The sequence below is a fragment of the Streptomyces sp. NPDC042364 genome (genome assembly GCF_056437585.1).
Window position 1 is genome coordinate 250724 of sequence record NZ_JBWKAJ010000012.1, and the last position, 6790, is coordinate 257513.

Below are 6790 nucleotides of genomic sequence, written 5' to 3' on the forward strand. Positions count from 1 at the left end.
CGATGCGAGGCGTGAGCCCGTCCCGCCCCACCGCCTGAACCGGACACGAGAGCTGACGAGAGCAGAGACGAGAACATGGCACGCGGGAAGCTCAGGATCTACCTAGGTGCGGCACCCGGCGTCGGCAAGACGTACGCGATGCTGTCCGAGGCGCACCGCCGGACCGAACGCGGCACCGACTGCGTGGTGGCCTTCGTGGAGCACCACAGCCGGCCGCGCACCGAGGTCATGCTGCACGGTCTGGAGGAGGTCCCGCGCCGCGAGCTGGAGTACCGCGACTCGGTCTTCACCGAGATGGACGTCGACGCGGTCCTCGCGCGGCATCCGCAGGTGGCGCTGGTCGACGAGCTCGCCCACACCAACGTGCCCGGTTCGCGCAACACCAAGCGCTGGCAGGACGTGGAGGAACTGCTGGCGGCCGGGATCGACGTCATATCCACGCTGAACATCCAGCACCTGGAGTCGCTGAGCGACGTGGTGGAGTCGATCACGGGCGTACGGCAGCGCGAGACCGTCCCGGACGAGATGGTGCGCAGGGCGGACCAGATCGAGCTGGTCGACATGTCCCCGCAGGCGCTGCGGCGGCGTATGGCGCACGGCAACGTCTACCGGCCGGACAAGGTCGACGCGGCGCTGTCCAACTACTTCCGTCCCGGCAACCTCACCGCCCTGCGGGAACTGGCCCTGCTGTGGGTGGCCGACCGGGTCGACGAGTACCTGACGGAGTACCGCAGCGAACACCGGGTGTCGACGATATGGGGCTCGCGGGAGCGCATCGTGGTCGGCCTGACCGGCGGTCCCGAGGGCCGCACCCTGATCCGGCGGGCGGCCCGGCTGGCGGAGAAGGGCGCGGGCGGTGAGGTCCTGGCCGTCTACATCGCCCGCAGCGACGGTCTGACCTCGGCCTCGCCCAGGGAACTGGCCGTCCAGCGCACCCTGGTGGAGGACCTGGGCGGCACCTTCCACCACGTCGTGGGTGACGACATCCCGGCAGCGCTGCTGGACTTCGCGCGCGGGGTGAACGCCACCCAGATCGTGCTCGGTGTCTCGCGCCGCAAGAGCTGGCAGTACGTGTTCGGCCCCGGCGTGGGCGCGACGGTGGCCCGGGACTCGGGCCCCGACCTGGACGTCCATCTGATCACCCACGACGAGGCGGGCAAGGGGCGCGGGCTGCCGGTGGCGCGGGGCGCGCGGCTGGGCCGGGCGCGGATCGTCGCGGGCTGGCTCGTCGGCGTCGTGGGGCCCGTACCGCTCACTCTGCTGCTCCTGCTCGGGCCCGACGCCGGTCTGGCCAACGACATGCTGCTGTTCCTGAGCCTGACGGTGGCGGCGGCCCTGCTCGGCGGCCTGTATCCGGCGCTGGCCTCGGCCGTGGTGGGCTGTGTGCTGCTGAACTGGTTCTTCACCCCGCCCTTCCACACGCTCACGATCGCCGACCCGGAGAACATCCTCGCCATCGTGATCTTCGTCGGTGTGGCGGTGGCGGTGGCGTCGGTCGTGGACCTCGCGGCCCGGCGCACCCATCAGGCGGCCCGCCTGCGCGCCGAGTCGGAGATCCTGTCCTTCCTGGCCGGCAGCGTGCTGCGCGGCGAGACCAGCCTGGAGGCGCTGCTGGAACGCGTACGGGAGACCTTCGCCATGGAGTCGGCGGCGCTGCTGGAGCGGACGAGCGACGTCGAGCCCTGGAGCCGCGCGGGCAGTGTGGGTCCACGTCCGGCGCGGAGCCCCGAGGAGGCCGATGTCGACATGCCCGTGGGCGACCACATGGCGCTCGCGCTGTCCGGGCGGGTGCTGCCCGCCTCCGACCGCCGGGTGCTCGCCGCCTTCGCCGCCCAGGCCGCCGTGGTCCTCGACCGTCAGCGCCTTCGGCAGGAGGCGGACCAGGCCAAGGAACTCGCCGAGGGCAACCGCATCCGCACCGCGCTGCTGGCCGCCGTCAGCCACGACCTGCGCACCCCGCTCGCCGGGATCAAGGTGTCGGTGTCGTCCCTGCGCTCGGACGACGTGGAGTGGTCGGAGCAGGACCGGGCCGAACTGCTGGCCGCGATCGAGGACGGTGCCGACCGGCTCGACCACCTCGTGGGCAACCTCCTCGACATGTCGCGCCTCCAGACCGGCACCGTCACTCCCCTCATCGGGGAGATCGACCTGGACGAGGTCGTCCCGATGGCGATGGGCGGCATACCCGACCCCGAGTCGGCGGTCGTGCTGGACATACCGGAGAGCCTGCCCATGGTCGCCACCGACAAGGGGCTCCTGGAGCGGGTCGTCGCCAATGTCGTCGAGAACGCCGTCAAGTACAGCCCCCCGGGCGAGCCGGTCGTGGTCTCGGCCAGTGCCCTGGCCGACCGGGTGGAGGTCCGGGTGGTGGATCGCGGTCCCGGCGTTCCCGACGAGGCCAAGGACCGCATCTTCGAGCCCTTCCAGCGCCACGGCGACGCCCCGCGCGGCGCGGGTGTCGGCCTGGGCCTCGCGGTCGCCCGCGGCTTCGCCGAGGCCATGGGCGGCACCCTCACCGCGGAGGACACCCCCGGCGGCGGCCTCACAATGGTCCTGACCCTCCGTGCGGCCGAGGCGGGCACCGGGCCCCGGCAGCCCGTACCCGCCGGGACCGCACGGCCGGAACACCTCGTACCGACCGAGAGGCAGACCTGATGACCCGGGTGCTCGTGATCGACGACGAGCCACAGATCGTGCGCGCGCTCGTGATCAATCTCAGGGCGCGCAAGTACGAGGTCGACGCGGCCCACGACGGTGCCACCGCCCTTCAGCTCGTCGCCTCCCGCCACCCCGACGTGGTGGTCCTCGACCTGGGTCTGCCCGACATGGACGGCGTCGAGGTGATCAAGGGCCTGCGCGGCTGGACCCGTGTGCCGATCATCGTGCTCTCCGCCCGGCACTCCTCCGACGAGAAGGTCGAGGCGCTCGACGCCGGTGCCGACGACTACGTCACCAAGCCCTTCGGCATGGACGAGCTGCTCGCCCGGCTGCGGGTGGCCGTCCGCCGCGCCGAGCCCACCGGCGGCGACGACGCCCTGGTGGAGACCGCCGGGTTCACCGTGGACCTGGCCGCCAAGAAGGTGAACCGGGGCGGCGAGGACGTACGGCTCACCCCCACCGAGTGGCAGCTGCTGGAGGTGCTGGTGCGAAACGCCGGCCGCCTGGTCAGCCAGAAGCAGCTGCTGCAGGAGGTGTGGGGGCCGTCGTACGGAAAGGAGACGAACTACCTCCGGGTCTACATGGCACAACTGCGCCGCAAGCTGGAGGCGGACCCGTCGCACCCGAAGCACTTCATCACGGAGCCGGGGATGGGGTACCGCTTCGAGCGATGACGGCGCCGATGAGGGCGCCGATGAGGACGCCGGTACTGTCGTGCCCATGGCCGTCGCTCGCTCCGCTGCCCTGTTCCTCGTCGCCGCCCTCCTCGAGATCGGCGGGGCCTGGCTGGTCTGGCAGGGCGTCCGCGAGCACAAGGGCTGGGCCTGGATCGGCGCCGGAGTCATCGCCCTCGGGCTCTACGGGGTGGTCGCGACATTCCAGAGCGACGCGAACTTCGGCCGTATCCTCGCCGCCTACGGCGGCGTCTTCGTGGCGGGGTCCATCGCCTGGGGCATGGTCGCCGACGGCTACCGGCCGGACCGGTGGGACGTCATGGGCGCGCTGATCTGCCTGGCGGGCATGGCCGTCATCATGTGGGCCCCGCGCGGCCACTGAACGGACAACCGGGCCAACGCCGCCGCCCAAGCCGTACTTCACCTGTCCGGCGACGAATCCGAATGACGGCGCACGTGGTGCTGGCCTGGCGTTCGGGGCATGACCTCCCCCCGTGATCGCCTTCTCCGGTGCCCGCACCCACGCCCAGATGGAACAGGCCGTCGCCACCCGCCATGTCATCGGGGAGGCCATGGGCATCCTGATGGGCAGCCGTCACCTCACGGAGGAGGAGGCGTTCGACGTACTGCGCCGCTACTCGCAGCAGAGCAACGTCAAACTCCGCGAGATCGCCCGCCGGGTCTGCGAGCAGGGCACCGTCTGACCCGGGCGTCGGCTCCCCCGGCTCTCTGCTGAACTGGAGGAGCCTGAACCGGGCCGGCCCCCGGGGGAAAGCCGCACAACCCGGCCTGCACACCAAGTCCCCCTCCAGAGCCCCCCGACACCTGGGGGAACTCGCTATTCGGCTTTCCGGCTCGTTCAGGGTGGTCGGCCAGTCGGCCCAGGCCGTCTCCGCAGCACCCAGTCCACCCCGCGACACCCGGCAAACGACGGGAGCCCTACGACCACCCCCAAGCGAGCGGAACACGAGCGGGAGGCGAGGGCCCGGCCGAGCACAACGCTGTGCGGCGTGCGGCTATGAGGACCGACGTCAGGTCGCGCGGGCGCGCAGGCGGCGGAGCATGCGGGCGTCCTCGAAGCCGACCGAGCGCGCCGCGGCCTCGACTGTGGCGCCGTGGCCGATGAGGTGCTCGGCGCGTTCCAGGCGCAGGGTCTGTTGGTACCGCAGCGGGGTGAGGCCGGTGGCGCGGGTGAAGAGCCGGGTGAGGGTGCGTTCGCTGACGCCGGCGGCCGAGGCCAGGCCGGGCAGGGGGAGCGGTTGGTGGTAGCGGGTGTCGATGAGGTCCTGGACGCGGTGCACGGTGTCGTCCAGGTGGGCCCGGTGCCGGAACATCGCGCTGGTCTGCGGCTCGTGGCCGTTGCGGCGGGCGTAGACCACCATGTCCCGGGCGACCCGGGCAGCGACGGCCGGGCCGTGCCGGCCCGCCACCAGATGCAGTGCCAGATCGATGCCGCTGGCGATACCGGCCGAGGTGATCACCCGGTCGTCGGCGGTGAACAGCACGTCACGGACGACGACCGCACCGGGATGGCGCAGGGCGAGCTCGTCCTGCACATCGTGGTGGGTCGTGCAGCGGCGCCCCTTGAGGAGGCCGGCCCGGCCGAGGGCCTCCGCGCCGGCGCACACGCTGGCCACCGTCCCGCCCCGGGCATGGTGGTCCCGCAGGACCTCCAGGGAGGCGTCGGCGATCGCCGGCGAGTCGGCGAGGGCGACGGTCCGCCAGCCGGGCACCACGATCAGGTCCTCGGAGCCGAGGTCGGGCCAGTCGAGCCCGGCGACCAGGGGCAGCCCCTGAGCAGTGGGTACCTGCGGCCGTTCGGCGACATAGCGGAGGGTGTAGGGGTGCCCGAAATCCGCCGCGGTGGAGAAGACCTGCGCGGGGCCGGCCAGGTCCAGCAGATGTACTCCGGGCACCAGGAAGAACACGACGTGGCTCACGATCCGGCCATCATGCCGGAAGTCCCGCGGCGGCCTCCAGCCCGTCCACCGTCGCGATGGTGGCGAAGCGTCCCGCGAGGGCGTACTCGGTGCGCCGGACGACCTCGTCGGCGGGCAGGGTACGCGGGTCGGCGAGCAGCTCGGCGACGCTCTGGTCGGCTGGTGCGTCGCGGTGCGGGATCGGGTCGGTGGCGGTGGCGTCGACGACGAAGGTGACCAGGTAGCCGAGGTCGCTCGCCAGGCGGGCGGTGGTCTCGACGCACTGCTCGGTGCGGATGCCGCAGAGGGTGAGTTCGCGGACGCCGCGCTCGGTGAGGAGTTGCTGCAGGTTGGTGGTGGTGAAGGCGTTGTGCGAGGTCTTGTGGAGCAGCGGCTCGCCGTCCTCCGGGCGCTCCAGCTCCTCCAGCAGCCGGACGTGGCCGAGGGCCGGGTCGAAGGCGCCGCCGGTGCCGGGCTCGGAGTGCAGTACCCACACCACCAGGTCCCCGGCCCGGCGGGCCAGCCGGACCAGCCGGTTCACCTGGTAGGCGATCTCGGGGTCGGAGATCGCCTCCCACAGGGGACGGGCGCGGAACGACTCCTGGACATCGATGACGATCAGTGCTCGGGTCATGCCGAAAGCCTCCGCCGTACGGGTGGGGCGGCGACAGACAGCATCGGGTCCGGAAGCGGACCGATCCGGTCAACCGGGATCTTAGAGCTCCGAGCAAAAGTGGAGCCCGGCTCGCGACGTCTGGCACGCACGCTCGCCGCGTTGCCGAAAGCCCCTGGTAGCCCCGCTACAAGGAGCTTCCGGCGCCTTGCGATCGCACGCACCGGACGCCGCGAGCTGATCGGACTCCACTTTTGCTCGGAGCTCTCAGGCCCTGGCGGCCTCCGGACCGGCCTGTGCCCGGACGGCCGGGTCCGCGGGGTTCCTCCCGCCGAGGTGGTCGATGACGGTGCTGGAGAGGAGGGCGCTGAGTCGGGTCGTACCGGAGGAAAGCATGGCGGTGGCGGTTGGGCTGCCCGCTTCCGGGGCGCGCGTCCGGACGGCTGACGTGGTCCTGCTCGGCCCGGGGGCGCCCTGCCGGCCACAGGCGCGGGCGCCGCACACGGTCGGCGCCGAGGCGACCCGCCGCGGCGCCGGGCTCTCGGCCACCCGTCGTGTGCGAACCCGGGGACGGAGCCGGGGTCGGGGCCCTTCCGATGGATCTCCGGGGGCCGAGGCTCCGCGGAGATCCATGAGAAGGGCCCTGCCCGTTCCCTCAGGAACCGGGCAGCCAGAGGTCGGGGCCGAAGACCTCGTAGCGGATGTTGCGGGCGGGTGTTCCGGCGTGCAGCAGCTGGGTGCGTGCCTGTCGCATGAAGGGCAGGGGGCCGCAGAGGAAGACCGTGGCGTCGTGGGGCAGTTCGATGCCGTCGAGGTTCATCAGGCCTTCGCGGGCGTCGGGTTCCTGTGCGCCGGGGTGTTCGTACCAGAAGGTCGCGCGGGCGGTGGGCAGTTGGTCGAGGAGTGCGCGGGTCTCGGTGCGCAGG

Annotated in this window: 6 protein-coding genes and 2 pseudogenes; 4 read left to right on the top strand and 4 right to left on the bottom strand. The window is 72.1% G+C overall.

Annotation, left to right across the window (positions count from 1 at the left end; all coding sequences use genetic code 11):
* Positions 1-75: 75 nt before the first annotated feature.
* The 4 genes and pseudogenes from AC067N_RS24480 to AC067N_RS24495 form a co-directional block, all read left to right on the top strand.
* On the top strand, positions 76-2655 hold the full coding sequence (locus AC067N_RS24480) for a sensor histidine kinase (protein WP_478681019.1): 2580 nt from the start codon (positions 76-78) through the stop codon (positions 2653-2655).
* Entirely contained in the window at positions 2655-3332 is a 678-nt protein-coding gene (locus AC067N_RS24485) for a response regulator (protein ID WP_478681020.1), read from the top strand. Before AC067N_RS24480 ends, AC067N_RS24485 begins: the two co-directional genes overlap by 1 nt.
* Positions 3333-3378: 46 nt before the next feature.
* Entirely contained in the window at positions 3379-3714 is a 336-nt protein-coding gene (locus AC067N_RS24490; RefSeq protein ID WP_478681021.1) for a YnfA family protein, read from the top strand.
* A gap of 115 nt (positions 3715-3829) precedes the next feature.
* A pseudogene (locus AC067N_RS24495) lies at positions 3830-4036 on the top strand (ANTAR domain-containing protein); the annotation flags it as partial.
* A gap of 327 nt (positions 4037-4363) precedes the next feature.
* Here the strand turns inward: AC067N_RS24495 and AC067N_RS24500 are convergent.
* The 4 genes and pseudogenes from AC067N_RS24500 to AC067N_RS24515 all read right to left on the bottom strand — a co-directional run.
* Positions 4364-5272 carry a GlxA family transcriptional regulator gene (locus AC067N_RS24500; RefSeq protein ID WP_478681022.1) on the bottom strand — a complete coding sequence of 303 codons (909 nt, stop codon included), beginning with the start codon at positions 5270-5272 and terminating at the stop codon, positions 4364-4366.
* A 10-nt stretch (positions 5273-5282) separates the two neighbouring features.
* Entirely contained in the window at positions 5283-5885 is a 603-nt protein-coding gene (locus AC067N_RS24505) for a cysteine hydrolase family protein (protein WP_478681023.1), read from the bottom strand.
* Between the two features lie 246 nt (positions 5886-6131).
* Complete coding sequence (locus tag AC067N_RS24510) at positions 6132-6260, bottom strand: hypothetical protein (protein WP_478681024.1); 129 nt, start codon at positions 6258-6260, stop codon at positions 6132-6134.
* A 259-nt stretch (positions 6261-6519) separates the two neighbouring features.
* Positions 6520-6790, bottom strand: a pseudogene (locus AC067N_RS24515) (hemin transporter); the annotation flags it as partial.